Source organism: Pacificispira spongiicola (assembly GCF_012926505.1).
Classification (GTDB): Bacteria; Pseudomonadota; Alphaproteobacteria; order UBA8366; family Aestuariispiraceae; genus Pacificispira; species Pacificispira spongiicola.
Genome location: NZ_JABBNT010000015.1, coordinates 1 through 1,451 on the forward strand (window position 1 = coordinate 1; position 1,451 = coordinate 1,451).

The following is a 1,451-nucleotide window of genomic DNA, read 5'->3' on the forward strand; positions in this document are numbered from 1 at the left end:
ACGCCGGATGCGGAAGCGCTGGCGGAGAAGGACTTCGACCAGGATGTGATCGACGGCCTTGCCGACGCACAGATCACGCAGAGCTTCGGGGTCGACATCGTCGATGACGTCCCGGTCGCCACGGTGAACGAATTGACCACCGGTGAACCGACCATCCTGACAGGCCGGATCGATACTGAAACCTATGACGATCCGGAAACGGGCTTCACGGTGTCCGGCCGCCAGATTGACGGCAACGGACAACTGACGGTTCTGTCCGGCGAGAATATCTCCGTCGGGAATTCGACGGCGGGTCCGGGCTTCGGGGTCAAGGCGACGCCGGAATCCGGCGTGGAAGGCCAATTGGGCTATGACCCGACCGAGGCGATTTCGGAAGAAGTCGTCATCGACTTCGACTATGACGTCACCGGTTTCTCCTTCACGGTTGCGAACCTCTACAACAATGAGTTCAACCAGGGGGAAGGCGTCGAGGAAGGCCACTGGGCGGCCTATAAGGACGGCAACCTGGTCGCGGAAGGCGATTTCACGGCCAATATCGGCACGAACCAGGGCAGCTACGACATCGAACTGCCGGAAGGCGTAACGATCGACCAGCTTGTCTTCACGGCGAACGAATATGCTCAAGGCATTCCGGACGGTGAAGACGGTCAGACAACGACGGTCGACAGTTCCGATTACTGGATCACCGGTATCGATTTCTCCTATGTCGATCCGCAAGGCGGCGGCACGGGTGGTGAGGAAGTCACCGGTCAAACCGTGGTGCTGGACGAGGACGATCTGTCCGACGGTTCCGATACCGACAAGGAAGGTTTGAGCGCCGAAGGGGATTTGAACCTTGCCGGCGAAGACCTGATTTCGATCGATTACGGTGCGGACGGTCCGGCGGACGGTGCCCCGACGGCGCTGCAATATGGCGATCTGGACTTCAGCTTCGATATATCGAGCTTGCCGACGGATCTGACGTCGAATGGGGACGCGATCACCTTCACGCAAGTGGACGGTGTCCTGACGGCGACGGCGGATGCCGGTGGCGCGAATGAACGTCCGGTCTTTACGGTCACCCTGAACCCGGACGCGACCTACACGTTCGAACTACAGGACCAGTTGGATCATGCGGTTGCGACGGCGGAAGACGTGCTGTCGATCGGCTTCACGATCCAGGGCGTGCCGAAGGATGGTGTCGAAGGAACCGATTACGACCTCGACCCGGCGGTTCTCGACGGGCTCGTGTTCAACCATGACTTCGCGGTTCAGATCGTCGACGACGTTCCGGTGGCGGTAGACGACAATGCGGGCTCGATTGACGAGGGTCAGTCGGTGTCCGGCAGTGTTATGACGAACGATACCGAGGGCGCGGACGGCGCGACGGTGACGGAAGTGTCGTACACGGATGCGAACGGCCAGCCTGCGACGGCGGTTGTGGATCCTGTGAACGGCGCGACGGTGACGAC

General features: G+C 60.6%; 1 protein-coding gene. It reads left to right on the forward strand.

Features of this window, described 5'->3' with window-relative positions; all coding sequences use genetic code 11:
- On the forward strand, positions 1–1,451 hold a 1,451-nt coding region (locus HH303_RS19895), incomplete at both ends, for a hypothetical protein (RefSeq protein ID WP_227421971.1).